General features: G+C 43.9%; 1 protein-coding gene and 1 pseudogene. One reads left to right on the top strand and one right to left on the bottom strand.

Annotation, left to right across the window (positions count from 1 at the left end; genetic code table 11):
• Positions 1 to 150: pseudogene (locus tag UF06_RS28075) on the top strand (peptidase M23); the annotation flags it as partial.
• A 52-nt stretch (positions 151 to 202) separates the two neighbouring features.
• On the opposite strand, the gene UF06_RS21560 reads toward UF06_RS28075, so the two are convergent.
• Positions 203 to 392: EAL domain-containing protein (locus UF06_RS21560; protein ID WP_045572305.1), on the bottom strand; the 190-nt coding region annotated here is incomplete at its 5' end.

Consider the following 392-nt stretch of genomic DNA (forward strand, 5'->3'; position numbering starts at 1 on the left):
GAATTGATCGAGTACGGACGCCCTGTCAACGCGATGCGCGCGAATATTCCGATGGCGAGCTCTGTTCCTAAGAAGGAGATGGCAACCTTCATCGCGAATCGAGATGAAATGGATAAGCTGCTAAAAAACAAAGAGAAAGCGGTTTTATAGCTGTTTAGGCTCTTAATCGAAACAAAAAGACCAAGCAATTGCTTGGTCTTTTTTATGCGCGTTTGACTTGTCTATCGTTAATCATGTGTACCAATTCATCGACGTTGTGTGGGCGAGAATAGAAGTAGCCTTGAATATAATGGCAACCCATGTCGATAAGCTTATTTAACGCCCTGTCGTCTTCTACGCCTTCTGCAATTAAGTCGACATCCAACAGTTGAGCTAACTGGGCTATCAGATAC

The organism is Vibrio sp. S234-5 (assembly GCF_000960595.1).
Taxonomy (GTDB): domain Bacteria; phylum Pseudomonadota; class Gammaproteobacteria; order Enterobacterales; family Vibrionaceae; genus Vibrio.